Genomic DNA, 25,101 nt, shown 5'->3' on the forward strand with positions numbered 1-25,101 from the left:
AGTGGTACTCGAGGGTCTCCTTCGAGTACTCGGGTGCCAGTGCGTCGAGGGCGTACGGCAGGGGTGGGAGCACATGTTCCATGGTTTTTTTCTCGTGGGTTGGTTGTGGGGAATCGATGATTCTAGAAAGGAAACGTGGCGCTCACGTCGGACGCGTTCCCGTCGCGCCGCGTGACGCGACGGTCAGATCGACGGAGCCATCGGACAGGCGGGCAACGACGGCATCGCCGGGTGCGAGCGCCTTCGCGCTGACGACGGCGCGGCCGTCGGCGTCGGTGATCCAGGCATAGCCGCGCTGCAGCACGAGCGCCGGATCGAGCAGCCTCAGCCGCAGCGCGACGCGCTCCAGGCGCTCGCGGCGCTGCACCAGCGCACGGTCGAACTTCGCGGGGAAATCGTCGGCCAGCCTCTGGGCCGCTTGCGATTGCCGCTGCGTCCTCGACAGCACCGCATAGTGCAGGCGCTGTGCGTGATGCGCGAGCCGCAGCTGTTGCCGCGCCACCAGCGTCGAGGGACGGCCCAGCCGGCCGGCGGCCTGGTCGAGCCGCTGGCCCAGCGCATCGAGCCGCGCGCCGATGGCGTCGTCGAGGCGCTCCTCGAGCAGCGCGAGGGCATCGAGCCACAGCGCCCGCGGCGCGCTCACCAGCTCCGCCGCGGCGGTGGGCGTGGGAGCGCGCAGGTCGGCGCAGAAATCGGCGATGGTGAAGTCGGTCTCGTGGCCCACGCCGCTGATGAGCGGCACCGGGCTCTGCACGATGGTGCGCGCCAGGCTCTCGTCGTTGAAGGCCCACAGGTCCTCGATCGAGCCGCCGCCGCGCACCAGCAGGATGACGTCGACCGCGGGCTGCAGCGCATAGAGCGACTGCAGCGCGCGCACCAGTTCGCCGGGCGCACCGGCGCCCTGCACCGCGGCGGGCGCCACCGTCACGGGAATATGGGGCACGCGCCGGCGCAGCGCGGTCACCACGTCGTGGAGCGCCGCGGCGCCCAGCGAGGTGACCACGCCGATGGCGCGCGGCATCACCGGCAGCGCGCGCTTGCGCGCCGGGTCGAACAGGCCCTCGGCCTCGAGGCGCGCCTTGCGCTGGAGGAACTGCTCGAACAGGGCGCCCTGCCCGGCCCGGCGCAGGCTCTCGACGACGAGTTGCAGGTCGCCGCGCGGCTCGTAGACCGCGAGGCGACCGCGCACCTCGACCTGGTCGCCGTCGCGCGGCGAGAAATCGAGCAGGCCGGCCGCGCGGCGGAACATGGCGCAGCGCAGCTGGCCCGACTCGTCCTTGAGCGAGAAGTAACAATGTCCACTCGACGCGCGCGAGAAACCGGAGATTTCGCCGCGCACGGAAACCGGATTGAAGCGGGCATCGAGCGCATCGGCGACCGCGCGGCACAACGCGCCGACGGCCCATACGCGGGGCCCGGCGGGCGGATTCGGGTCACGCAAGTTCACAGAACCGCCGAATCGTGATTTGGCACTCTTCCACAACGGGTGCCGCGGGCGGGGCGCCGCGCCCCCGGGGTCGGACAATTGCACGGTTTCTCGTGCAAGTTGTTGATTTCATTAAAAAAAGCGGTGCCCAAAATTCAATCGATCTAATGGAAAGCCCAGTTGGCGCGGCTCGCGGCGACTTGCGCAGCAGGTTAATCACAAAGTTATCCACAGAATCTGTGCGTCTTGGCCGACACGCAAACAAGCGCCGTGGCGATGGTGGGCTCGGTGGATAATCGCCGCGCATTGACAGCCTACGGGGCCGGAGGATTCCTTGTTTTCCATCATAGTTGCTGCAGGTTGGCCCATCTGGCCGCTGCTCGCTTGCTCGGTGATCGCACTCGCGCTTGTTATAGAACGTTTCACAAGTCTCAAGACGGTGAAAGTGCTGCCGCCCAAGCTGCTCGAAGAAACCATCACGGTGTCGCACAACGCGGTGCCGGGGCCCGACGTGGTGACCAAGCTGGAAAACAACTCGATGCTCGGCCAAGTGCTGGCCGCCGGCCTGCGAGCGCTGAACGCCAATCCGCGCTGCACCGAGGACGACCTGCGCGCCGCCATGGAGGCCTCGGGCCGCACCGTGGCGCACCGGCTGGAGCGCTACCTGCCCGCCCTCGCCACCATCGCCTCGGCCGCCCCGCTGCTCGGGCTGCTGGGCACGGTGATCGGCATGATCGAGATCTTCGGCTCGCAGTCGCCCACCAGCGGCGCGGTGGGCTCGGGCAATCCGGCGCAGCTCGCGCACGGCATCTCGATCGCGCTCTACAACACCGCCTTCGGCCTGATCGTCGCGATCCCGACACTGATCTTCTGGCGCTATTTCCGCAGCCGCGTCGACGAGTACCTGCTGAACCTGGAACTCTCGGGCGAGCGCTTCGCGCGCCATCTCAACGCGCTGCGCAAATGAGCGCGCCCACCGCCGCCATGGCCGCCGCCGGGAGCGCCCGATGAGCCGCGGCCGCATGCAGTTTCGCCACGGCGCTCGCGACGAGCCCGAGATCAACCTGATCCCGTTCATCGACGTGCTGCTGGTGGTGCTGATCTTCCTGATGCTGTCGACCACCTACAGCAAGTTCACCGAGATGCAGCTGCGGCTGCCGACGGCGGACGTGGACGCGCAGCGTGACTATCCCAAGGAAGTGATCGTCGGCGTCTCGGCCGATGGGCGCTACTCGATCAACAAGACGCAGTTGCCCGACCGCGCCGTGGACACCGTGGCGGCGGCGCTCGCCGCGGCCGCCACCGGCGGCAAGGACAGCGTGGTGATCATCAGCGCCGATGCCAGCAGCCCGCACCAGGCCGTGGTCACGGTGATGGAAGCGGCGCGCCGCGCGGGCCTGATGCAGATCACCTTCGCCGCCCAGTCGACGGCGCAAGCCGGGCACTGAGTTGCCGTCGCAGGGGCGCAACGGCACCGACACCGGCGCAACCGCCTCGCGGCTTCGGCACGCCTGGCTGCGGCGCGGACCTCTCGCGCTGCTGCTGTGGCCCTTGTCCCTGCTCTTTCGCACCCTGGTGGCGCTGCGCGCGCTGCTCTATCGCCTCGGTTGGCTGCGGGCCGAACGCATGCCGGTGCCGGTGGTGATCGTCGGCAACGTGATCGCGGGTGGCGCAGGCAAGACGCCGGTGGTGATGGCCGTGGCGCGGCATCTTCGTGCGCGGGGTTGGCGGGTGGGCGTGGTGTCGCGCGGCTACGGCCGGCATACGGACGACTGCCGCGAAGTCTTGCCCGACAGCGATCCGCGCGAGGTCGGCGACGAGCCGGCGCTGATCCGGCGCAGCACGGGCGTGCCGGTGTTCGTGGCGCGCCGCCGCGCCGAGGCGGCGCGCGCGCTGCTCGCGGCCCATCCCGCCACGCAGGTCATCGTCTGCGACGACGGCCTGCAGCACCTGGCGCTGGCGCGCGACATCGAGATCTGCGTGTTCGACGACCGCGGCATCGGCAATGGCTGGCTGCTGCCGGCCGGCCCCTTGCGCGAACCCTGGCCGCGCGATTGCGACCTGGTGCTGCACAGCGGCGAGCACCCAGCCTTCGCCGGCGGCTTCACCGCCACGCGCCAGCTGGCGACCTACGCGGTGGCGAACGACGGCACCCGGACGCCGCTGGCCTCGCTGGCTGCGCGCCCCATCACGGCGCTGGCGGCGATCGCGCGGCCCGAGGCCTTCTTCGAGATGCTGCGCGCGCAAGGCATCGAACCCGAACGAACCATCGCCCTGCCCGATCACCACGATTTCGTCGACTGGCAGGACGACCTGCCGGCCGACCACCTGCTGCTGTGCACCGAGAAGGACGCGGTCAAGCTCTGGCGCAAGAAGCCCGATGCGCTGGCCGTGCCGCTGCTGTTCGAACCCTCCGACGCCTTCCTCGCGGCACTCGACGCAAAGCTATCATCGACCGATGGACACCAAGCTGCTTGAACTGCTCGTCTGCCCCGTCACCAAGGGCCCCCTGACCTGGAATCCCGAAAAGCAGGAACTCTGTTCGCGCAGCGCGCGCCTGGCCTATCCGGTGCGCGACGGCATCCCGGTGCTGCTCGAAAACGAGGCCCGCACCCTGTCCGACGACGAGCTCGGGCTGTGAGCTTCACGGTTCTGGTGCCGGCCCGGCTGGCGTCGACGCGGCTGCCCGACAAGCCGCTGGCCGACATCGCCGGCGTGCCGATGGTGGCGCGCGTGGCGCAGCGCGCGGCGCAATCCGGCGCGGCGCGCGTGGTGGTGGCGGCGGACCATGCCTCGATCCTCGCGGCCTGCCAGGCCCATGGGGTGGAGGCGATCCTCACGCGCCAGGACCATCCGAGCGGCAGCGACCGCCTCGCCGAGGCCTGCGAGCAGCTCGGTCTCGACGGCGACGCGGTGGTGGTCAACGTGCAGGGCGACGAGCCGCTGATCGACCCGGCGCTGATCGACGCCGTGGCCGCGGCGCTGCTCTCGCGGCCCGATGCCGCGATGAGCACCGCGGTGCATGCCATCGATTCGGTGGCCGACTACCTCAATCCCAACGTCGTGAAGGCCGTGCTCGACGCGCAGGGCAACGCGCTCTATTTCAGCCGTGCGCCGATCCCGTGGTGGCGCGACGGCGCCGCGCCCGGCGTGCCGCCTGCGCGGCTGCCCTCGCCGGCGCCGCTGCGCCACATCGGCATCTACGGCTACCGCGCGGGCTTCGTGCGCCAATTTCCCTCGCTGCCGCCCTCGCCGCTCGAAGGCATCGAGGCGCTCGAGCAGTTGCGCGCGTTGTGGCATGGGCACCGCATCGCGGTGCATGTGAGCGACGCGGCGCCGGGGCCGGGCGTGGATACGCCGGAAGACCTGGCGCGGGTGCGGGCGCTGTTCGCCGCTACGACTTGAGCATCACCTGCCACAGCCGACCGGCCGGATCGGTCACGCGGACGTCGTAGAACCTCGGGTGCTCCCAGGTTTCGAACGGCAGTCCGATCCGCTCGAGGGTCTCGAAGAAGGCATCGGGGTCGGCCTGGCTCGACACCGAGACGAAGATCTCGGTGCTCGCGGAAGGCTTGGACGGCGCCTCGGTGAAGTAGAACTCGAAGCCTTGATGGCCGGGCGCCACGTAGGAACGCCCGTCCTGGCTCGCAAACCCCAGCAAGGCCAGGAAGCGCTCCATGCGGGGCTTGTCGTTCGATCCGAGGATCACGGAAATCATGGCGTCGGCGCTTTCGGTGTCAGTCGCATTGCAGCTTCTTGTACTTCATTCGCGGCCGGCAGTTGCACTTGGCCCGCATCTCGTCGATGGTTCTGAACACGCCGTCCGAATCCTTGACCTTCTTGACCACCGTCGCCTTGTGCCCGAGCTTGGAGAGTTCCTCGAGCTCCGCGGCGTAATAGGGACTGTTGGAACCCTGCACGCCGATGGTCTGGAAGGTGTAGCCCTCGGCGGCGCGGTCGCGGATCCACTGCCGGTTGAAATCCACCGCCTCGCACATCCGGCGCCGCCACTCCTCGGGATCGGTCACGCCCTTGAGATTGGGGAAATTGTCGGGCCAGTCGTTCTTGATGGTCCGGGCGCCGAGCCTCGACGCAACGGCCTCGACGGCATCCTGCCCTTCGCCCAGCAGGATGACGCCCGCCAGGCCGTACGGGTCGATCCAGCCGATGGGGTTGGGCGCATAGGCAAAGAAGTTCTCGCCGCCGGCCAGTCCGATCGGGTCCTCGCTCACGAAGCGCCCGACATCGGGGTCGTAGTAGCGGAAGCGGCTGTAGTGCAGCCCGCTTTCGGCGTCGAAGTACTGGCCCTGGAACCGCAGGTTCTGCTCGACGGGCTGCGTCCCGGCGCGCGGCGCGCTTGAAGGCACCTCCACCTTGAGCGTGTTGCCCCAGGCCTTGTAGCTCGCGCTCCAGACGATCTCGCCATCCTCGCTGCTGAGCTCGCGTGGCGTGCCGAGGTGGTCGGTGTGGTAGTAGCGGATGCGCCAGGCATCGAGATCCACCACCGAGGCGCCGACGGCGGCCTCGTCCCGCGCCGGCGCGGCGGATGCTGCCTCGCCCTCGCCCCGGCTGCGCGCCTGGATCTGGCGTGCGGTGGCCAGCATCCGGTCGACGAAGGCGGTGCGGGACCGGCGAGGCTGCCAGTCCTGCTCTTCGTCGTCCTCTCGCGCCTCGCCCGCCGGCTCGCCCCGGAACACTTCGGCCTGGACCTGCGCGACCGGCACGAAGCCAAGCCCCTGGTAGAGATACAGCGTCTGCAGCGCGCCGCGCTGCTCGCTCAGCAGCCGGTTGCCGTCCCATTCGAACAGCGTGCGTCCGAGCCGATCGCTTTTCTCGATGCGGCGCCCGAATGCGTCGTAGCGGTAGCGCGTGGTCTGCGTCGTGGTGCTGCCGCCCTGGCCCTGCCGCACCACGGTGACGCTCTGGAGCTGGTGCTCCACGTCCCACTCGAACTGCATGCGCGTGTGCCGGCCGATCCTCTTCTCGACCAGGTTGCCGTGGCTGTCGTAGTGGTAGCGCTTGTCCTCGAACACCTCGACGCGGTTGTCCTTGATCGCCCCCGCCGAAGGGGCGGCACCGCCGCCGGCGTCCGCGCCGGGCAGCAGGTTGTGGGCCGGATCGAACGCGAACTGCTCCTGCGACATCGGCTGCAATGCCGACAGCAGCCGGCCGATGCGGTCGTAGCCATAGCGCGCGCGGCCATGCCGGCGATCGACCAGTTCGAGCAGGTTGCCGCCAGGGTCGTAGACATACTGGCGCGCCAGCACGAAGCGCTCGTCCCATCCCGGCACGGCATCGGTGCCGGCACCGGGATCGACCCGCGCCTCGTCCGGCCGCGGGCGCGCGGTGGCCTGGGCCAGCAGGCGGCCGACCGGGTCGTAGCGATAGCGGCTCTCCAGCGCGCCCTGGCTGCGCGCGACCTCCCGATGCAGCGCATCGCGCTCGATGTCGCAGACCACCCGGCCGTCGAGGTTGATCTGGTGCAGATGGCCCGAACCGTAGTGGAGCCAGCGGATCTCGCGCCCGTCGGGCAGCACGGTGGCCAGCCGGTTGCCGAGCGCGTCGTAGCGATGGCGCTGCGTCGTGCGCAGCCCCTGGCCGACGCGGGTCTCCTCGAGCAACTGGCCCATGGCGTCGTAGCCCAGCGAGATCCGGCCGCCGTTGTCGTTGGCGGCCTCGACCAGCCGGCCCGCGGCATCGTGGCGATAGTGCGTGGACTTGTGCTGCGCGACGCGCCGCCCCCGCGCGTCGAGCACGTGGCCGGCCACGAGCTTGTGCACCAGCCGCCCGCCCGCGTCGCGCTCGTAGCGGGTCACGATCGCCTGGCCGGCGGCGCTCGCCGCGGCAGCCGTCACCTCGTCCGTCAGGCCGAAGCCCCAGGGATCCTCGAAGGTCGGCGCGGTGCGCCTCGGCGGCAGGGCCTGCGGCGTGCCCGGCTGGCGCGATTGCTCGCGCGCCAGCCGCTGGTCGAGCCGCTGGCGCAGGGTCAGGCAGCCGAGCTCGATCTTCGCGAGCAGCAAGCCCGCGGGATCCCGCACGTAGCGCGTGTGGCGACCGTCGAAGCCGGTCTCCTCGACCAGCCGGCCCAGCGCGTCGTAGCCGAAGTCGTAGCGCACGGCGTTCTCGTTGTAGAGCGCCACCAGGCGGCGGGCGCCGTCGTACTCGTAGCGCAGTTCGCCGCCGGCCGCATTGCGCCGCACCAGCGGCAGTCCATCGAGCGCGAGCAGGTATTCGGTGCGGGCACCCAGCGGACTCACATGCGCCGTGAGGCGGCCCGCCGCGTCGTACTCGAAGCGTTCGACCGTGCCGTCGGCGCCGACGAGCGAGCGCAGCCGTCCGAGCTCGTCGCGCTGGTAGCGGGTGGTGTGGCCCAGCGCATCGGTCACGCTCTCGAGCCGGCCCCACTCGTCGTAGCCGTAGCCCGTGGGCTGCCCCGAGCAATCGACCTGCCGCACGACCTGTCCCGCCGCGTTGTAGCTCAGGTGGCGCGTCTTGCCGAGCGCGTCGACGATGGCGACCGGCAGGCCGCGGTCGTCGTACCGGTAGCGCGTGGGCTGCCCCAGCGCGTCGATCACCTCGACCAGGTTGCCGCGCGCGTCGTAGCGGTACCCGGTGGTGGCGCCGAGCGCATCGGCCAGGCTCGCGGGCTGGCCCGTCGCCGTGTCGTAGCGCACGGTGGTCACCACGAACTCGGTGTCGGTGGCCCCCGGAACCTGCACGCGCACCGGCCGGCCGCGTTCGTCATAACCGTAGCGCGTGGTCCGCCCGGCCGGATCGGTCAGCGCGAGCAGGCGGCCGAAGGCATCGAGCTGCCGCACGGTGCGCCCGCCCATCGCGTCGACCGTGGCGGTCCATTCGCGGTCGGCGTTGAATTCGTAGACCTCGACACGGCCCAGCTGGTCGGTCACGCGGGTCGCTCGCGCCAGGTACTCGAAGTCGTAGCGCTCGCCGTTCGAGATCTCGCTGCAACGCACCCGGCCGTGCGGCGCCTCCACGTCGTAGGCGTAGGAGGCGCGCAGGCCGCCGGGCTCGGTGTGCGCCACCAGCACGTGGTTGCGGTACTCGAATTCGCGCCGCATGCCGCCGAGCCGGTCGGTCACGCGGACCAGGTCGCCCGCGCGGTCGTACTCGTAGCCCACCAGCGGCGTGCGACGCCCGCCGTCGGCCGACAGCAGCTCGACCTTGCGCAGCCGCAGCGGCTCGCGCGCGCCGGGCACGACGTGCTCGAAGCCGAGCAGCAGCACCCGCCCCGCGCTGTCGACGACGCGCTCGGGCAGCGCCGAGGGGCCGTGTTCGATGTCGATCCGGTTGTCGTTGCGGTCCACGATCGACGCCAGCAGGTAGCGGGCGCTCCGCCCCGCGCCGCCGGGGAAGCGCCGGAAGACGAAGCGCTGCTCGCCATCCAGGCCTTCCAGCTGCAGCCGCTGCGCATCGAGCGCCCTGAGCGTGAAGCGTTCGAACTCGTTGTAGTGGCTGGCACCGGGCTTGAGCGCGGGAAAGACGATGTCGCGGCCGGATTCGTCGACCAGCACGAGCTTCGCGCGCCCCTGGATGCGACGCTCCTCGACGACGAGGCCCAGCGGCAGGGTCCAGCCCTGCCCCAGCCAGCCGACGCGCGCATTGCGCGAGACGTAGGTCCGCTGCCACGGCAGCGGCAGCGGTGCTGGCAGGTCGAAGTCGAGCTCGAGCCCGCCGCCCAGCACCTTGCAGCCGAGCACCGGGTTCACGGGCTTGCCCACCACCGGGCACATCGGGCAGACATCGGGCTTGCGATCCCCCGGCGTGCTCGAATCCTCCCCGTCCGCCAGCCTGCGCGGATGCGGCTCGCCGCCCTCGTGCGGCCGCTCCTTGTGCTTCTTCTTGAACTCCTTGAGCTTGCGGATCGCCGCCGCGATGTCGTCGCCCTTGGTGATGCCGGCCTTGGCCATCAGTTGCGCGGCCTTGGTCGCGCCGCCCGCCGCCGCGCCAACGCCGGCCGTCGCCAGCGAGACGGCCACGGCCTCCGCGGTCTGGCCGAGGATCACGCCCACGGCCTCGCAGCCCTTGCCCTGCTTGACCATCTCCTCGACCTGCGCGGCGATCTCGCAGAGCTGGTCCTGCAGCATGTCGGCCGCGAAGTCGAGCAGGTCGTCCATGGTGATGGAGCCGTCGCGCAGGCCGTTGATCACGCCCACCACCTGCTTGCCCGCCTCCACCGCCTGGGCACCGAACTTCTGCAGCCCGTCGACCGCGCTGCTCATCGAGCCCAGCGGATCGGAGAAGAAGGCCTTGATGCCGCCCCACACGCTGCCGAGCATGTCGCCCACCGCGGCCACGTCGCCGGTGATGGTGTTCCAGGCGCCCGAGAGCACGTCCTTGCCGCAGCCCGCGGGGTCCGCGAACATGCGGTCCTTGCTGGCCACGCCGAGGGCGGCCATGTTGGTCTTCATCTGCTCCCAGCAGGCCTTGTCGGCGATCGCCTGCTCGGGGTTGATGCTGGTGTAGACCTTGGCCGGCGCATTCCCCTTGTTGATGGTGCCCATGTGGCCGTTGAACACGGCCAGGCCGCCGTCGATGTGCAGCGTCTGCGACCACTCCTTGGGCTCGAACTCGTCCATGTACGTGCCCGACATGACGCCCTTGCCCTTGCCGGCCTCGCCGCCGCGGCTGACCGGCACGCGCGAGCGGTCGAGGAAGTACTCGTTGGTGCGGCCGTCGGAACGGCTGGCGGTCTGCACCGATTCGTCGAAGTACGAGATCGTCCAGTAGGGAACCGGCACGCCCTTGTCGGGCTTGAGCGGCGTGTACTTCCAGTCGGGCGCCTTGGCCAGCGCGAAGTGTTCGTGGCGTTTCTCCGCCTGCTCGGGCGCGGCCATGCGTTCAGCGCTCCATGATGCTGAGGCTGGCCTGCGACCAGTCCTGCGCGCCGGTGGTCAGCCGCCAGACCAGCGCCAGCGTGCCCAGGTCGAGGTCGATGTGGACGGTCGACAGGTCCATGTCCAGCGGCACCACGATGCCGTCGTGGTCCGCCATCAGCGCGGTGGCCTTGAGCGCCGGCAGGCGAAAGCCGCGCACGGCCTCGAACAGGCCCTCGAGCTCCACGTCCTCGTCGCCGCGCAGATAGCCGTTGGTCTGCTGGTCGTCGGGCGCGCAGTTGAAGTAGCGCAGGTCGAAGTCGCGCGGCAGGTGCGGCGCGACCTGCGTGCGCCAGGCCTCGTCGGTGGTGCCGATGCGCGAGACGCGTGGCTGCCAGTCGCCGGGCACGGGCGCGAAGTTGAGGGTGCGGTAGTGGCGCCCAGGGGCGGCGGCCAGCGTCTCGTCGGGCGACAGCAGCTGCGGCGCCGGCCATTCGCGGTCGCGCTCCCAGCGCTCGCCGCGTTCGCCCCGGTGCCGGCCGCCGAAGCCGACGCCGACCGGGTTGGCGAGCCAGGCATCGCGCGGCTCGTCGTCGCCGCTCGGATGCTCGCCGCCGAAGGCATGCTCGTAGAGCAGCGGCACGCCGCGCACCGGCGCGGGATGCGACAGCTCCCAGCCCCCCATGGCGCGGTAGCGCCAGTGGCGCGGCCCGGTGAGCTGCAGCGACTTGCGCAGCGCGCCCACCTGCACGTGCGCGAGCCAGCCATGGGCCGGTTCGCCGCCCGGCGCCCTGGCCTCGCCGGTCACCAGCACGTCGGTGCGTTCGCGAAACGGGATCAGGTCGCTGGGCTGCAGCAGGCTCGACGCACCCGGCTCTCCCGCGTAGCGGTCGGCCATGTTCAGCGGCGGCTGCTCCTCGAGCGGCGACAGGCCCTGGGCCGTGATCGCGAAGGTCGCCTTGGCGGCGAGGCTGTGGTATTCCTTTTCGTCGTACAGCTCGGTGTCGAATCCAAAGGCGGGGTACGGGGTCTCGTTGATCAGGGCGATGGCCATCGTCAGTTCATGTGGATGTGCTGGCCGTCCATGTCGACGACGGTGGCGCCGTTGACCTGGATGCGGTCGCCGCGGATGGCGATGGTTCCGTCCGACTTGAGCGTGATCGACGAGGCACCGCACACCAGCGTGAGCTCGTCGCCGGCCTGGTGCACCATGGTGCTGCCGGCGTTCACGCTGACCGTCTTGCCCGAGCTCAGCGAATAGCTGGTGCCAACCGTGGTCGCGTAGCGGGTGCCGACGTTATGCGTGTGCAGGAAGCCCACGTTGCTCATCCACATCGCGCCCACGTTGAGGTTGTAGGCGGCGCCGATGTTGGTCATCTGCGCGATGCCCACGTTCTTCAGGCTGGTCAGGCCGATGGTCTCCTGCTTGTTGGAGCCCACCGTGAGGTTCTGGTTGACGCCGATCTTCACCTTCTCGTTGTTGCCCACCGTCTCCGTGCGGTTGACGCCGATCTTGATGGTCTCGTTGAGGCCGACGTCCTCCTTGCGGTTCTCGCCGATCGAGATCGTCTCGTTCTGGTCCACGCGCTCGCCGCGGTTCTTGTGGATGGTGATGCGCTCGTTGCCGTCGACGGTCTCGGTGCGGTCGTTGTGCACCGTGATGGTCTCGTCGTGGTCCACGGTCTCGGTACGGTCGTGGCCCACGTGCACCGTCTCGTCGTGATCGATGGTCTTGGCGCGGTCGTGGCCCACCCAATGGGTCTCGTCGTGCTCGACCTCGATGTCCTGGTTGCGCTCGGCATGCAGCCACACCTGCTCGGCGCCCTTCTTGTCCTCGAAGCGCAAGGCATTGGCGTTGGCGTCGGTCGCGCCCTCGGAGCTGCGCGTGAGCAGCCCGCTCTGCGTGGCATTGGCCGGCAGCTCCCACGGCGGCATGTTGTCGGCGTTGTAGACCCGGCCCGTGACGATCGGCCGGTCGGGATCGCCGTTCTCGAAATCGACGATCACCTCCTGGCCGATGCGCGGGATCTGGATGCCGCCGAAGTTGGTGCCGGCCCAGGGCGAGGAGACGCGGACCCAGCACGAGCTGTTCTCGTCCTTGGTGCAGTAGCGGTTCCAGTGGAAGCTCAGCTTCACGCGGCCGTACCGGTCGGTCCAGAGCTCGCGCCCGGCCGGGCCGGTGACGATCGCGGTCTGCGGTCCCGTGGTGCGCGGGCGCGGCACCGTGGGCGCGTCGGCGCGGTAGACCTTGCTGGTCGGGATCACCTCGAAGTCGACGCGGCACTCGAAGCCCTGCTGGTCGCTCGCGTCGCCCACGTCCTGCAGGTGCAGCCGCGCGTCGGTCACGAGGTACTGCCGGTTGGCCTCGTCCTGCGGATGGCGCTCGAGTTCGAGCAGGCAGCCCGGCACCACGGCGCGCAGGTTGCCCGAGCCGCTGGCACGCTCGCCGCCGACGCCGGCCTCCTGCATGCGCACGCGCGCCAGCTGCTCGCCCTCCGACTCGACCACGTAGTCGCCGGGCCAGCCGTAGCGCTCGCGGTCGCTCTGCGCGGTCTTGCGCGGCATCGCGCTGACCTGCTGCAGCCGCGCCTTCGGCCGCTGGAAATCGAAGTCGTCGGTGACCCAGCGCCCGCTCTGCAGGCATTCGGCGGCCTGGAAGCTGTCGCAATGCTCCTCGGCGATGGTCTCGTCGGCACCGCGGAACGGCACCTTGCGGTAGGCGGCGTTGGCGTAGGGCTGGTGCGAGGACATGTCGTCCACGATCACCAGCTTGTGCGAATCCTCGGCGTGCTCGAAGTAGTAGTACAGGCCCCACTCGTGCAGCAGCCGCGCCACGAAGTCGTGGTCGCTCTCGCCGTACTGCACCTGGAACTCGCGCGGCGGATAGCTCTGCGTGGCGCGCAGCTCGAACGCGAAGCCGTAGCTGCCGAGCACCTCCTGCACGATCTCGAGCACGCTCTTGTTCTGGAAGATGCGGTAGTCGCTGGTGCGCACCGCCAGCGTCAGCCAGGGCTCGATCACCGCCTCGTAGAGCGCGCGGCGGTTCTCCAGGCGCAGGAAGCGCATGCGCGTCACCAGCCCGGAAATGTGCCGCTTGCTGCCACCCGCGCCTGGGCGGCCGTCCAGCACGATGTGGGCCGTGAGCGTTTCGCCCACCATCGGCTTGATGTCGACGTTGGCCGCCTGGCGCGGGCTGTGGCCCGGGGTTTCGGGGGTCGCGAGCACCAGGCTGTAGCGGAAGAGCCGGCTCAACCCCTCCTCGCCGTCGATGGACACCGGCTGGAGGGCCGGCCGCCCCCCGAGCATGGGCATGGCCGCACAGCTGGCGTCGAGGATGCAGCCGGCCTGCGAGGAAGCAATGGGCATGAAGTTGGATGTGTCCCGTGATGCGATGAGGCGCCGGATCGTGGACACGATGGCGTCATCTTTGTTTCTTCTTTTAACTTTCCGGATCAGTCTACGAAGAGCCGCCTTTGGGGGTCAAGAAGTCCTAAGTACTGCTTTCCCGCCATCGGCGCCCTCGATGTCCGGCGAAATTGTTCACGGGGCCGCGTGCTATCCTCGACGCAATTCCGTCCGCCGCACTCTGTCTTTGTCGAGGAGTGCGTGCGCGACGCGACACAAATCCAAGAACCCTCCGAGGACACCATGAGACTGATTTTGTTGGGCGCGCCCGGGGCGGGCAAAGGCACGCAGGCGGCCTTCATCTGCCAGAAGTACGGCATTCCGCAGATCTCCACCGGCGACATGCTGCGTGCCGCCGTCAAGGCCGGCACGCCGCTGGGCCTGCAGGCCAAGGCCGTGATGGATGCGGGCGCGCTGGTCAGCGACGACCTCATCATCAATCTCGTGAAGGAACGCATCGCCCAGCCCGACTGCGCCGAAGGCTTCCTGTTCGACGGCTTCCCGCGCACCATTCCGCAGGCCGACGCGATGAAGGCCGCGGGCGTCAAGCTCGACTACGTGCTCGAGATCGACGTGCCCTTCGGCGACATCATCGAACGCATGAGCGGCCGCCGCTCGCACCCGGCCTCGGGACGCACCTATCACCTCAAGTTCAACCCGCCCAAGGTCGAAGGCAAGGACGACCTGACCGGCGAGGAACTGATCCAGCGCAAGGACGACGAGGAAGAGACCGTGCGCAAGCGGCTCGACGTCTACAGCCAGCAGACGCGTCCGCTGGTCGACTACTACTCGGCCTGGGCCAAGGCCGATCCGGCCGCCGCGCCGAAGTACCGCGCCATCCAGGGCGTGGGCACGGTCGAAGAGATCACGCAGCGCGCCCTGGCCGCACTCAGCAGCTGAGCCCCGGCTCGAATCGCGAGCCGCGCGCGGGCCCCGGGTCCCGCGACGCGGCTTTTTCTTTGCCCCCCGTTTTCAGATCAGCGCGAGCGTCAGCGCGATGCGCGCCTTGACCGGCGTCAGCGTGCCCGCGTCGCGCAGCTTGTCGCCCGGCTTCGCCAGGATGCGCCCCTGCGTGCAGCGGGTGGCGCGCAGCACCGCGATGCCGGCCTCCTGCGCCTCGAGTGCGGCCGCCTCGAGCGCATGGTGCAGCGTGCCGTTGCCGGTGGTCGCCAGCACGAGGCCGCGCAGCGGCGAGATGGCGGCGTCGTCGGCGCGCAAGGCACGGATCACCGCACCGCTCGCGCCCGCGTGGCTCGTCACGATCTCCACGCGCGGCCATGCAGCCTCGTCCTCGGGAAGACGGTCAAGGACCGCGCCTGCTTCCGAAGCCGGCCAGTCGCGCACGCGCCGCACCTCGCCCTCCTCCACGTAGCCCACCGGCCCCGCGTCGCCCGCGTCGAAGGCATCGAGCCGGTAGGTGTGCACCTTCTGCACGTCGAAGGCACCGAGCACCGTGCCCGCGCAGACCGCGGTCACGCCCTGCGCATCCGGCGTCGCGGCCACGGCGATCGCGTCGCGCACGTTCTGCGGACCGTCGGGCGACAGCGCGGAGGCCGGGCGCATGGCGCAGGTCAGCACGATGGGCTTGCGCGGCGCCAGCACCGATTGGAGGAAGAAGGCGGTTTCCTCGAGCGTGTCGGTGCCGTGGGTGATCACCACGCCGGCCACGTCGGGCTGCGCCAGCCAGTGGGCGCAGCGCAGCGCCAGTGCGCGCCAGATCGCGAAGGACATGTCCTTGCTGTCGACCTGCGCCACCTGCTCCGCCGCCAGCGTCACGCCAGCGGGCGCCTCGATGCCGCCAAGCAGGTCGGCCACGCCCACCTCGCCGGCGGTGTAGCCGATGTTGTCGCCGCTGTTCGCCGCGCGGCCCGAGATGGTGCCGCCGGTGCCGAGCACCACCACGCGCCGCGGATTCGAGGGGGAAGAAGTCGCCATCGCTTGCCAACTTTGAAAAACTGGTTAAAAATACAGGTACTGGATGTTCAGCCAGTGCCGCAAGGAACCACCATGCAGTTCGCCGTGAAGCTTACCGCCCGCCAGCAGCAGATCCTCGATCTGATCCAGAGCGCCATCGCCCGCACCGGGGCGCCGCCCACCCGTGCCGAAATCGCGAGCGAGCTGGGCTTTCGCTCCGCCAACGCGGCCGAGGAACACCTGCAGGCGCTGGCCCGCAAGGGCGTCATCGAACTCGTGAGCGGCACCTCGCGCGGCATCCGCCTGAAGGGCGATGCGCTGCGCTCGCTGGCCGAGTCGCGCAACAGCCAGTTCTCGCTCTCGCTGCCCGGCATGGCTCAGCTCGCGCTGCCGCTCATCGGCCGCGTCGCCGCCGGTTCGCCGATCCTCGCGCAGGAGCACGTCGACCAGACCTACTACGTCGAGAACACGCTGTTCCAGCGCCAGCCCGACTACCTGCTCAAGGTGCGCGGCATGTCGATGCGCGACGCCGGCATCATGGACGGCGACCTGCTCGCCGTGCAGGCCACCAAGGAGGCGCGCAACGGCCAGATCGTGGTGGCGCGCCTCGGCGACGAGGTGACCGTCAAGCGCCTCAAGCGCAACAAGCAGGTGATCGAGCTGCACGCCGAGAACCCCGACTACCCGACCATCGTGGTCCAACCCGGCGAACCCTTCGAAATCGAAGGCCTCGCGGTCGGCCTGATCCGAAACACCATGCTGATGTAGCCCCGCCGAGCCGGCCCGGCGGTCTGCATCGCCGAGCCGCTTCGCGGATCCGCATCTCGCATACCCCATCCGGTCGCCGCAGGTGGCGGGCGTATGGCGCTTGGTCGCCATCACCCTGCTGCGCCCGATGACAACGAATCCTGCCTGTGTTCAACCTCAAACCTTCTTGGAGTTCACATGGGAATCGCCCTCCTCACCTTCGTCGATCTTTGGATGCCGCTGCAATCGCTCGCGAACCGCTGGCTGCCCGCCCGCCCCGCGCGCCGCAACGATGAGAGCCTGTGCGCCAGCGAGCTGCGCTACGTGTCGGTACGGCCGTCGCGCGCGGCTCGTGGCGATGGCGCCCCGAACGCATTCCCGGCCACGCCCGTGGCGCAGGCGCCCTCGCGTCCGCTGCGGGTGGTTCGTCTCGTCGATCGCCAGCAGGGCGGCGCGCGCAACAGCAACCGGGTGGTGATCTCGGGCCGGATGGCCGACGTGTGCGCCGAGCTCGATCGCCTCGCCGCGCTCGAAGCGCTCGAAGCACCCGCCGGGGCGGCCCGCCCCGCGCACCTGCACTGAAAGCGTCCTTCGGCGCGTCTCGCGCGCCGCCTCGGGGCCGGGTCCATGGGCAACCTCGCCCTTTGCCCGGCCTTCGAGCCGCTTCTCCGGCCTTCGCCCCGTTTTCGCCCCTCGAGGGCGGCAGGGCCGTATCCAAACGTTCTACGGCGCGCCGATTCCATGCTGCGAGGCACAATGGCATGCCATGAATATTGTGATCCTCGACGATTACCAGGATGCGGTGCGCAAGCTGCACTGTGCTTCGAAGCTCGATGCCTACGCAGCCAAGGTCTACACCAACACCGTCAAGGGCATCGGCCAACTCTCGGTGCGCCTCAAGGACGCCGACGTGATCGTCCTGATCCGCGAGCGCTCCCAGATCTCGCGCCAGCTGATCGAGAAACTCCCCAAGCTCAAGCTGATCTCGCAGACGGGCCGTATCAGCAGCCACATCGACGTGGCCGCCTGCACCGAGCGCGGCGTGGCCGTGGCCGAGGGTTCGGGCTCGCCGCAGGCGCCGGCCGAACTGACCTGGGCGCTGATCATGTCGGCCATGCGCCGGCTGCCGCAGTACATCAGCAACCTCAAGCATGGCGCCTGGCAGCAGTCGGGGCTCAAGTCGGCCTCGATGCCGCCCAATTTCGGCCTCGGCTCGGTGCTCAAGGGCAAGACGCTCTGCGTCTGGGGCTATGGCCGCATCGGCCAGCTCGTCGCGCGCTATGGGCAGGCCTTCGGCATGCAGGTGGTGATCTGGGGCCGCGAGGCGAGCTGCACCAAGGCACGCTCCGACGGCTTCCAGGTGGCGCAGAGCCGCCAGGAGTTCTTCGCGATGGCCGACGTGCTGTCGGTGCACCTGCGGCTTAACGACGAGACCACCGGCCTGATCACGCTCGAGGACCTCTCGCGCATGAAGCCGACCTCGCTGTTCGTCAACACCTCGCGCGCCGAGCTGGTCGAGTCCGATGCGCTGCTCGCGGCGCTCAACCGCGGCCGTCCCGGGCTGGCGGCGATCGACGTGTTCGAGAGCGAGCCGCCGCTGCAGGGCCATGCGCTGCTGCGCCTCGAGAACTGCATCTGCACGCCGCACATCGGCTACGTGGAGCAGGAGAGCTACGAGATGTACTTCGGCCAGGCCTTCGACAACGTCGTGAGCTTCATCAAGGGCAACCCCACCAACATCGTCAACCCCGGCGCACTGCAGGTCCGGCGGTGAAGCCGTGAGCCAGCCGGCGCCGAGGGGCGCACTCTGGGCGCTGCTCGCCGGCAACTTCGTGATCGGCACCGGGGTGATGGTGGTGCCGGGCACGCTCAACGAGATCAGCGTCTCGCTCGATGTCAGCGCCGCCACCGCGGGCCAGCTGATCACGGCCGCGGCCTTCGTCACCTGCCTCGGCGCGCCGCTGCTCGCGGCCGCGGTGGCCGGCTGGGACCGGCGCCGGCTGCTGGCCCTCACGATGCTGTGGTACGCCGCCTGGCACGCGGTGTCGGTCTTCATGCCGAGCTTCGGCGCCCTGCTGCCGGTGCGCATGCTGGCGGTGATCGCTCCGGCCATCTTCACGCCCCAGGCGGCCGCCTGCGCCGGCATGCTGGTGCCGCCCGAACAGCGCGGGCGCGCGGTCACCTTCGTCTTCCTCGGCTGGTCGATGGCCTCGGTGCTGGGCCTGCCCATCGGCGCGCTGATCGGCGGCCATTTCGGCTGGCGCGCGGCCTTCCTCGCGATCTCGGCGCTCAGCATCGTGAGCGCGGTCTCGGTGTGGCTCACGCTGCCCAACGGCATCCGGCCAGCGGCGCTCACGGCCGCGGCCTGGGCGCGCGTGCTGCGCAGCCCGGTGCTGATGGGCATCGTCTCGATCACCGCGCTGCAGGGCGCGGGCCAGTTCGTGCTGTTCAGCTACTTCGGCCCGATCCTCAAGCAGCGCTTCGGCGCCGACGCCACCGCGCTGAGCCTGATGTGGGGCTGGTTCGGCGCCTGCGGCCTGCTGGGCAACATGGTCGTGAGCCGCGTCATCGACCGCGCGGGCGCGGGCCGCATGGTGCTCGCGACCACGGGACTGATCGCGCTGAGCCTGGCGCTCTGGCCGCTGGCGGACAGCCTGTTCTGGATCGCGGTGGTGGTCTCGCCCTGGGGCCTGGGCTGCTTCTCGACCAACTCGGCGCAGCAGGCGCGGCTGGTGGGCCTCGCGCCCGCGCTGGCGCCGGGCTCGGTGGCGCTCAACAGCTCGGGCATCTACATCGGCCAGGCCTTCGGCGCCGCGCTCGGCGGCTGGCTGCTGGCGCGCGACGCCATGCACTGGATGAGCTGGGTCGGGCTCGCGCTGCTGCTGGTCGCCATCGTGCTCAGCGCGAGCATCGACCGCAGCCGCCGGCCGGCCTGAACGGCGCGGCGAAACCCCGTCGCACCGGCGCCCGCAGGCCTCCCCGAGAAACACCGGGGAAACCCTTCTCCCGCCAGACTGCAAAATCGCTGCTGCAGCGGACGGCGTGCGCACGCGCGCGGACGGCTCGCCCGATACCTCTCAACCTTTGAAAAACCCCAGCCACACATGACAGTGAACTACACCCGGATCGGCGTCGTCGGCGCCGGTGCCATGGGGCGCGGCATCGCCCAGATCGCGGCCCAGGCCGGCAGCGAGGTGCTGCTGCTCGACAGCTTCGAGGGCGCCGCGGCACGCGGGCGCGATGCCATCGTCGCCCAATGGAACAAGCTGCACGAGAAGGGCCGCATCGACGAGGCCACGCGCGATGCCCAGATCGCGCGCGTGAAGATCGCCGATTCGGCGCAGGCGCTGGCCGGCTGCGATCTCGTGATCGAGGCCGTGGTCGAGAACCTCGAGGTCAAGCGCAAGCTGTTCGCCGAGCTCGAAGCCATCGTCGCGCCCGATGCGACGCTGGCCACCAACACTTCCTCGCTCTCGGTGACCGCGATCGCGGCCGGCCTCAAGCACCCCGAGCGCTTCGCGGGCTTCCATTTCTTCAACCCGGTGCCGCTGATGAAGGTGGTCGAGGTCGTGGCCGGCTTCAAGACCGCGCCCGAGGTCTGCACCCGGCTCGCGGGCTATGCCGCGCAGATGGGCCACAGCGCGGTGCAGGCGCAGGACACGCCCGGCTTCATCGTCAACCACGCCGGCCGCGGCTACGGCACCGAGGCACTGCGCATCGTGGGCGAAGGCGTGACCGACTTCGTGACCGTCGACCGCATCCTGCGCGAGCAGGCGGGCTTTCGCCTCGGCCCCTTCGAGCTGCTGGACCTGACCGCGCTCGACGTCTCGCACCCGGTGATGGAGTCGATCTACCGCCAGTACTACGACGAGCCGCGCTACCGCCCGAGCGTGATCACCGCGCAGCGCCTCGCGGCCGGCGCGCTGGGGCGCAAGACCGGCGAAGGCTTCTACCGCTACGAGGACGGCGCGATGCAGCAAGCGCCCGAGGCACCGGCGCCGAAGCTCGACACCCTGCCCGCCGTGTGGGTCTCGCCACGCGCCGCGCGCCGCGCCGAGCTGCTGCGCCTGGTCAACACGCTGGGCGCGCAGATCGACAGCGGCGCCACGGCCTCGCCGCAATCGCTGATCCTGGTCGCGCCGCTGGGCTTCGATGTCACCACCGTCGCGGCCGTCGACCGCCTCGATGCCACGCGCACGGTCGGCATCGACATGCTGATCGACGACGCGGCCAGCAAGCGCCGCGTGCTCGCCACCAACCCCGCCACGCGGCGCGACATGCGCGACGCAGCCCACGCCCTCTTCGCGCGCGACGGCAAGGCGGTGAGCGTGATCCGCGACAGCGGCGGCTTCGTCACGCAGCGCGTGATCGGCACCATCGTCAACATCGCGGCCGACATGTGCCAGCAGCGCGTGTGCACGCCAAGCGACCTCGAGACCGCGGTGCAGCTGGGCCTCGGCTATCCGCGCGGCCCGCTGGCCATGGGCAACCTCTACGGACCGACCAACATGCTCGAGGTGCTGTTCAACATGCAGACCGTCTACGGCGATCCGCGCTACCGCCCGAGCCCGTGGCTGCGCCGCCGCGGCGCGCTGGGCCTGAGCCTGCTGCACGAGGAAGAGTGAGCCGCGACATGACCGCCGAACTCAAGAGCACGAGCGAAGGTCGCACCATGGTGCTGACGATCGCCAACCCCAGCCAGCGCAACGCGCTCGGTCCCGAGATCTATGCCGCCGGCATCGAGGCGCTCAACGGCGCCGAGAACAGCAGCGAGATCCGCAGCGTGGTCATCGTGGGCGAAGGCCCGTGGTTCTGCGCCGGCGGTTCGCTGCAGCGGCTGCAGGCCAACCGGCAGCGCGAGCGCTCGGTACAGGCCGAGAGCATCGAGGGGCTGCACAACTGGATCGATTCGATCCGCACCTTTCCCAAGCCGGTGATCGCGGCCGTCGAGGGGCCGGCCGCGGGCGCGGGCTTCTCGCTCGCGCTGGCCTGCGACTTCGTGGTGGCCGCGCGCGACGCGGTGTTCGCCGCCTCGTACAGCAACGTCGCGCTGTCGCCCGACGGCGGACTGAGCTGGCATCTCGCGCAGATGCTGCCGCGCCAGCTCGCGAGCGAATGGCTGATGAACGGCGAACGCATCGGCGCCGAGCGCCTGCATGCGCTGGGCCTGGTGAACACGCTGAGCGATCCGGGCCAGGCCCTGGCCGGTGCGCTCGCGCTGGCCGCCAAGCTCAACGAACGCGCGCCCAACTCGCTCGCGAGCATCAAGGAACTGCTGAGCGAGGGCCGCGGTGCCACGCTCTCGTCGCAGTTGAGCCAGGAGCGCGACCACTTCGTGCGCAACCTGCACCACGCCAATGCCGGCATCGGCATCGCCGCCTTCCTCGAGAAGAAGAAGCCCCAGTACGAGTGAGTACGCGTGACGGGCAGCGGCGCTTCGCGTCGCTCCCGTGACAACCCTACGCCTTTCAGTCGCCGACAGGACAGACCATGGACGACCCCATTCTTACCATCGAAGAACGTGAAGCGATCAACAGTGGTCGCTGGTTCTCTTCCCTCTCCCCTTCGCTCAGGCACGACATCCTCCGATGCGCATTCGTCAGACGGTACAAGGACGGCGACCTGATCGCCGCACGCGGCGATCCGCCCGAGCACTGGATCGCCTGTGCCAGGGGCGCGGTACGCGTGAGCTCCACGGCCGTCTCGGGCAAGCAGGTGACGCTGACCTACGTGGAGCCGGGCATCTGGTTCGGCGACGTGGCGATGTTCGACGGGGACCGGCGCACGCACGATGCCTATGCGCATGGCGACAGCACCATCCTGTGCGTGGCGCGCGCCGACTTCCAGAAGATCCTGGCCGCGCACGTCGAGCTCTACGAGGCGCTGATGCGCCTGCAGGCACGGCGCATCCGCACGCTGTTCGGGCTGGTGGAAGACCTCAACACCTTGCCGCTGCGCGCGCGGCTCGCCAAGCAGCTCATCCACCTGGTGCGCAGCTACGGCGTGCCCAACCTGGACGACGGCAGCCAGATGCGCATCGGCCTGCAGCTCGCGCAGGAAGAACTCGCGCAGCTGCTGGGCGCCTCGCGCCAGCGCGTGAATCAGGAACTCAAGACCATGGAACGCGAGGACATCATCCGCATCGAGCCGGCCGGACTGGTGGTGCTCGATCGCGCGGCGCTGATGCGCGTCTCAGAATCGGATCGATAGCATGAGCCAGGATTTTTCGAACTTTGTCGGCACCCGCGCGGTGTCGCAGCAGCACGCCTTCGACGTCGACGCGCTGTCGGCCTGGCTCGAGAAGAACCTCGAGGGCTTCAAGGGCCCGCTCACGGTCGAGATGTTCAAGGGCGGCCAGTCCAACCCGACCTACAAGCTGGTCACGCCCACGCAGAGCTACGTGATGCGCGCCAAGCCCGGCCCGGTCGCCAAGCTGCTGCCCTCCGCGCATGCGGTGGAGCGCGAGTTCAAGGTGATGAGCGGCCTGGCCGGCACCGACGTGCCCGTGCCGCGCATGCACTGCCTGTGCGAGGACGAGGCCGTGATCGGCCGCGCCTTCTACGTGATGGAGTTCATGCAGGGCCGCGTGCTCTGGGACCAGTCGCTGCCGAACATGAGCAATGCCGAGCGCAGCGCCATCTACGACGAGATGAACCGCGTGATCGCGGCACTGCACACGGTGAAGTACGCCGAGCGCGGCCTCGCCGACTACGGCAAGCCCGGCAACTACTTCGAGCGCCAGATCGGCCGCTGGAGCAAGCAGTACGTGGCCTCGATCACGCAGCCCATTCCCGAGATGGACAAGCTCATGGAATGGCTGCCGGCGCACATGCCCGCGAGCGCGCGCGACGAGAACATGACCTCGATCGTGCACGGCGACTTTCGGCTCGACAACCTGATGTTCCACGCCACCGAGCCGCGCGCGATCGCGGTGCTCGACTGGGAGCTGTCGACGCTGGGCCATCCGCTGGCCGACTTCAGCTACCACTGCATGTCCTGGCACATCTCCGGCGCGACCTTCCGCGGCATCGCGGGCCTCGACCACGCGAGCCTGGGCATCCCGACCGAGAGCGAATACATCCGCAAGTACTGCGAGCGCACCGGCCTCACCACGCCCGAGGCGCTGGCGCCCGACTGGAATTTCTACCAGGCCTACAACCTGTTCCGCATGGCCGCGATCCTGCAAGGCATTGCCAAGCGGGTCGAGGCCGGCACCGCATCGAGCGAGCAAGCCGTGGCCTCGGGCCGCGGTGCCCGTCCCATGGCCGAAATGGCCTGGCAATTCGCGCAGCGAGCATGAGCCTCCCGGCCTTTCACGTCGCCCTCCGGCATGTGATCCGCCGCCCCTCGCGGGGGAGGCCCGGCCCGCTCGTGCGCTCACGAAACGCACAACGCACCCTGTGCGCACACGGCCGTACCGGCGGCTAGGCACCACCCGAGCCGCCCGCCCTTCACCCCCAACGGAGACCCCCATGGATTTCGAATACTCGGCCAAGACCAAAGACCTCCAGAAACGCGTCAGCGCGTTCATGGACGAGCACATCTATCCCGCCGAAGCCGAATACGCCGCCGAGCTCGCGGCCAACACGGCGGCCGGCAAGCGCTGGACCGCGCTCAAGACGGTCGAGAAGCTCAAGGACAAGGCCAAGGCCCAGGGCCTGTGGAACCTGTTCCTGCCGGTCGACAGCGCGGCCGCCTCGGGCTATGACGGCGCCGGCCTCACCAACCAGGAATACGCGCCGCTGGCCGAGATCATGGGCCGTGTGCCATGGGCTTCGGAAGCCTTCAACTGCTCGGCGCCCGACACCGGCAACATGGAGACCATCGCGCGCTACGGCTCCGAGGCCATCAAGGCACGCTGGCTCAAGCCGCTGCTCGAAGGCCAGATCCGCTCGGCCTTCGCGATGACCGAGCCCGACGTGGCCTCGAGCGACGCGACCAACATCTCGACGCGCATCACGCGCGAAGGCGACGAGTACGTCATCAACGGCCACAAGTGGTGGATCTCGGGCGCCGCCGATCCGCGCTGCGCCGTGTTCATCACCATGGGCAAGAGCGATCCCGAGGCGCCCAAGCACTCGCAGCAGAGCATGGTGATCGTGCCGGCCGATGCCAAGGGCATCCGCATCGTGCGCCCGCTCAACGTGATGGGCTACGACGATGCGCCGCACGGCCACGTCGAGATGTACTTCGAGAACGTGCGCGTGCCGGTCGACAACATCCTGCTCGGCGAAGGCCGCGGCTTCGAGATCGCCCAGGGCCGCCTCGGCCCCGGACGCATCCACCACTGCATGCGCCTGATCGGCCTGGCCGAGCGCGCGCTCGAGCTGATGTGCCGCCGCGCCTCGTCGCGCGTGGCCTTCGGCAAGACCGTGGCTTCGCAGACCGTGACGCAGGAACGCATCGCCGAGGCGCGCTGCAAGATCGACATGGCCCGCCTGCTCACGCTCAAGGCCGCCTGGCTCATGGACGTGGCCGGCAACAAGGTCGCGAAGAACGAGATCGCGATGATCAAGGTGGTGGCGCCTTCGATGGCCTGCCAGGTGATCGACTGGGCCATGCAGGTGCATGGCGGCGGCGGCATGTGCGACGACTTCCCGCTCGCCTACGCCTACGCCGGCGCGCGCACGCTGCGCTTCGCCGACGGTCCGGACGAAGTGCACCGCAACGCGATCGCCAAGTGGGAGCTGGGCAAGTACGCACCGGGCAAGGCCGAGGCCGAGATGCCGGTCACGCGCTTCTGAGCGAGCGCTTCCCCAAAAGCAAAGGGCGCGA

The 25,101-nt window shown here is 69.6% G+C and carries 21 protein-coding genes and 1 pseudogene; 15 read left to right on the forward strand and 7 right to left on the reverse strand.

Annotation, left to right across the window (positions count from 1 at the left end; translation table 11 throughout):
* Both ACODT0_RS34445 and xseA read right to left on the reverse strand, forming a co-directional pair.
* Positions 1 to 82: pseudogene (locus ACODT0_RS34445) on the reverse strand (superoxide dismutase [Fe]); the annotation flags it as partial.
* Positions 83 to 142: 60 nt separating this feature from the next.
* The gene (gene xseA, locus ACODT0_RS34450) at positions 143 to 1,447 is read right to left on the reverse strand and encodes an exodeoxyribonuclease VII large subunit (RefSeq protein ID WP_057596381.1); all 1,305 of its coding nucleotides are present in this window, start codon (positions 1,445 to 1,447) and stop codon (positions 143 to 145) included.
* A 313-nt stretch (positions 1,448 to 1,760) separates the two neighbouring features.
* On the opposite strand from xseA, the gene ACODT0_RS34455 reads away from it, so the two are divergent.
* The 5 genes from ACODT0_RS34455 to kdsB are packed head-to-tail and all read left to right on the forward strand — an operon-like array spanning position 1,761 to position 4,831.
* Positions 1,761 to 2,393: a MotA/TolQ/ExbB proton channel family protein gene (locus ACODT0_RS34455; protein ID WP_057596380.1), complete on the forward strand. Its 633-nt coding sequence runs from the start codon at positions 1,761 to 1,763 to the stop codon at positions 2,391 to 2,393.
* A 55-nt stretch (positions 2,394 to 2,448) separates the two neighbouring features.
* The gene (locus ACODT0_RS34460) at positions 2,449 to 2,874 is read left to right on the forward strand and encodes an ExbD/TolR family protein (RefSeq protein WP_409976473.1); all 426 of its coding nucleotides are present in this window, start codon (positions 2,449 to 2,451) and stop codon (positions 2,872 to 2,874) included.
* 1 nt (position 2,875) lies between these two features.
* Entirely contained in the window at positions 2,876 to 3,904 is a 1,029-nt protein-coding gene (gene lpxK, locus ACODT0_RS34465) for a tetraacyldisaccharide 4'-kinase (protein WP_489043314.1), read from the forward strand.
* Positions 3,885 to 4,067 (forward strand): Trm112 family protein, encoded by a 183-nt coding sequence (locus tag ACODT0_RS34470; RefSeq protein ID WP_057596378.1) that lies wholly within the window; start codon positions 3,885 to 3,887, stop codon positions 4,065 to 4,067. The genes lpxK and ACODT0_RS34470 overlap by 20 nt, the downstream gene beginning before the upstream one ends.
* Positions 4,064 to 4,831 carry a 3-deoxy-manno-octulosonate cytidylyltransferase gene (gene kdsB / locus ACODT0_RS34475; RefSeq protein ID WP_489043315.1) on the forward strand — a complete coding sequence of 256 codons (768 nt, stop codon included), beginning with the start codon at positions 4,064 to 4,066 and terminating at the stop codon, positions 4,829 to 4,831. The genes ACODT0_RS34470 and kdsB overlap by 4 nt, the downstream gene beginning before the upstream one ends.
* Here kdsB and ACODT0_RS34480 read toward each other — a convergent pair.
* The 4 genes from ACODT0_RS34480 to ACODT0_RS34495 are packed head-to-tail and all read right to left on the reverse strand — an operon-like array spanning position 4,821 to position 13,626.
* On the reverse strand, positions 4,821 to 5,144 hold the full coding sequence (locus tag ACODT0_RS34480; protein ID WP_479669953.1) for a hypothetical protein: 324 nt from the start codon (positions 5,142 to 5,144) through the stop codon (positions 4,821 to 4,823). The genes kdsB and ACODT0_RS34480 overlap by 11 nt on opposite strands.
* A gap of 19 nt (positions 5,145 to 5,163) precedes the next feature.
* Positions 5,164 to 10,281, reverse strand: a complete 5,118-nt coding sequence (locus tag ACODT0_RS34485) for an RHS repeat-associated core domain-containing protein (RefSeq protein ID WP_489043316.1) — start codon at positions 10,279 to 10,281, stop codon at positions 5,164 to 5,166.
* Positions 10,282 to 10,285: 4 nt separating this feature from the next.
* Positions 10,286 to 11,314 carry a DUF2169 family type VI secretion system accessory protein gene (locus ACODT0_RS34490; RefSeq protein WP_422096839.1) on the reverse strand — a complete coding sequence of 343 codons (1,029 nt, stop codon included), beginning with the start codon at positions 11,312 to 11,314 and terminating at the stop codon, positions 10,286 to 10,288.
* A 2-nt stretch (positions 11,315 to 11,316) separates the two neighbouring features.
* The gene (locus ACODT0_RS34495; protein ID WP_057596373.1) at positions 11,317 to 13,626 is read right to left on the reverse strand and encodes a type VI secretion system Vgr family protein; all 2,310 of its coding nucleotides are present in this window, start codon (positions 13,624 to 13,626) and stop codon (positions 11,317 to 11,319) included.
* Positions 13,627 to 13,908: 282 nt separating this feature from the next.
* Between ACODT0_RS34495 and adk the strand changes: the two genes are divergently transcribed.
* A complete protein-coding gene (adk, locus tag ACODT0_RS34500) occupies positions 13,909 to 14,565 on the forward strand; it encodes an adenylate kinase (RefSeq protein WP_057596372.1) in 657 nt (218 codons plus the stop codon).
* A 72-nt stretch (positions 14,566 to 14,637) separates the two neighbouring features.
* On the opposite strand, the gene ACODT0_RS34505 is transcribed toward adk, so the two are convergent.
* Complete coding sequence (locus tag ACODT0_RS34505) at positions 14,638 to 15,600, reverse strand: asparaginase (protein ID WP_489043317.1); 963 nt, start codon at positions 15,598 to 15,600, stop codon at positions 14,638 to 14,640.
* A 72-nt stretch (positions 15,601 to 15,672) separates the two neighbouring features.
* Between ACODT0_RS34505 and lexA the strand changes: the two genes are divergently transcribed.
* The 9 genes from lexA to ACODT0_RS34550 all read left to right on the forward strand — a co-directional run bounded on the left by lexA (position 15,673) and on the right by ACODT0_RS34550 (position 25,070).
* Complete coding sequence (gene lexA / locus ACODT0_RS34510) at positions 15,673 to 16,347, forward strand: transcriptional repressor LexA (RefSeq protein ID WP_057596370.1); 675 nt, start codon at positions 15,673 to 15,675, stop codon at positions 16,345 to 16,347.
* Between the two features lie 177 nt (positions 16,348 to 16,524).
* Positions 16,525 to 16,908, forward strand: a complete 384-nt coding sequence (locus tag ACODT0_RS34515) for a hypothetical protein (RefSeq protein ID WP_057596369.1) — start codon at positions 16,525 to 16,527, stop codon at positions 16,906 to 16,908.
* A gap of 184 nt (positions 16,909 to 17,092) precedes the next feature.
* A complete protein-coding gene (locus ACODT0_RS34520; RefSeq protein WP_261210695.1) occupies positions 17,093 to 18,100 on the forward strand; it encodes a D-2-hydroxyacid dehydrogenase family protein in 1,008 nt (335 codons plus the stop codon).
* Positions 18,101 to 18,104: 4 nt separating this feature from the next.
* On the forward strand, positions 18,105 to 19,262 hold the full coding sequence (locus tag ACODT0_RS34525) for an MFS transporter (RefSeq protein ID WP_261210694.1): 1,158 nt from the start codon (positions 18,105 to 18,107) through the stop codon (positions 19,260 to 19,262).
* 168 nt (positions 19,263 to 19,430) lie between these two features.
* Complete coding sequence (locus ACODT0_RS34530) at positions 19,431 to 20,951, forward strand: 3-hydroxyacyl-CoA dehydrogenase (protein ID WP_489043318.1); 1,521 nt, start codon at positions 19,431 to 19,433, stop codon at positions 20,949 to 20,951.
* A gap of 8 nt (positions 20,952 to 20,959) precedes the next feature.
* Positions 20,960 to 21,739: an oxepin-CoA hydrolase, alternative type gene (locus tag ACODT0_RS34535; protein WP_057596382.1), complete on the forward strand. Its 780-nt coding sequence runs from the start codon at positions 20,960 to 20,962 to the stop codon at positions 21,737 to 21,739.
* Positions 21,740 to 21,816: 77 nt separating this feature from the next.
* Positions 21,817 to 22,536 (forward strand): Crp/Fnr family transcriptional regulator, encoded by a 720-nt coding sequence (locus tag ACODT0_RS34540; protein ID WP_093342235.1) that lies wholly within the window; start codon positions 21,817 to 21,819, stop codon positions 22,534 to 22,536.
* A 1-nt stretch (position 22,537) separates the two neighbouring features.
* Positions 22,538 to 23,626: a phosphotransferase gene (locus ACODT0_RS34545; RefSeq protein WP_057596364.1), complete on the forward strand. Its 1,089-nt coding sequence runs from the start codon at positions 22,538 to 22,540 to the stop codon at positions 23,624 to 23,626.
* A gap of 172 nt (positions 23,627 to 23,798) precedes the next feature.
* Complete coding sequence (locus ACODT0_RS34550; protein WP_057596363.1) at positions 23,799 to 25,070, forward strand: acyl-CoA dehydrogenase family protein; 1,272 nt, start codon at positions 23,799 to 23,801, stop codon at positions 25,068 to 25,070.
* Positions 25,071 to 25,101 lie beyond the last annotated feature (31 nt).

The sequence above is a fragment of the Variovorax sp. FG153 genome, assembly GCF_057809595.1.